The organism is Flagellimonas baculiformis (genome assembly GCF_033441575.1).
In the GTDB taxonomy this organism is placed as follows: domain Bacteria; phylum Bacteroidota; class Bacteroidia; order Flavobacteriales; family Flavobacteriaceae; genus Flagellimonas; species Flagellimonas baculiformis.
Genome location: NZ_JAUZVW010000002.1, coordinates 498,560 through 499,215, shown reverse-complemented (window position 1 = coordinate 499,215; position 656 = coordinate 498,560). Strand labels below are relative to the sequence as shown.

The following is a 656-nucleotide window of genomic DNA, read 5'->3' as shown; positions in this document are numbered from 1 at the left end:
AACATCACCGGGGGCACCGACGGCACAGACTATGTCATCACCGCAACCAACCCACAGGGATGCAGCGCAAGCTCCGATCCCTTCACATTCGACGCAGGGGCACAGCTGCCTTCGCCACCACAGCCCATAGCTTCCAATCAAGCATTCTGCAATACCGATAGTCCTACTGGAGCTGATCTTGTGCCTGCCATCTCTGCTTCTATCACATGGTACAGTGATCCAGGGCTCACCTCTGTGGTCAACTCTGGAGACCCACTCGCTACAGGCACGTATTACGTTACTGAAACTGTGGGTGGTTGCGAAAGCATGGCCACCTCTGTGACCCTCTCCATAAACATCAGCCCTGATATCGATGACCTAAATGACCTTTCAGCCTGCAACTCCTATATGTTGCCTGCCATCACAGGGATCGGACTTACAGGGAATCAGGCATATTTCTCAGGACCTGGAGGAACTGGAATAAAATACCTCACCAACGACTTGTTAACGGTATCGGGAACCTACTACATCTACGACGAGACTGGCACCACCCCAAACTGTTTTGATGAGGAATCCTTTACTCTCACTATAACCGACCAACCCGATGCGGGGACCGATGGAAGCCTAACCCTCTGTGAGGGCGATGCCGTAACGGCCGCCGACCTTTTCGCACAGCT

Annotated in this window: 1 protein-coding gene; it reads left to right on the top strand. The window is 53.0% G+C overall.

Annotated elements, in window-relative coordinates; genetic code table 11:
* Nucleotides 1-656, top strand: a 656-nt coding sequence (locus tag SD450_RS04995) for a hypothetical protein (RefSeq protein WP_318343535.1), incomplete at both ends; no start/stop codon positions are given.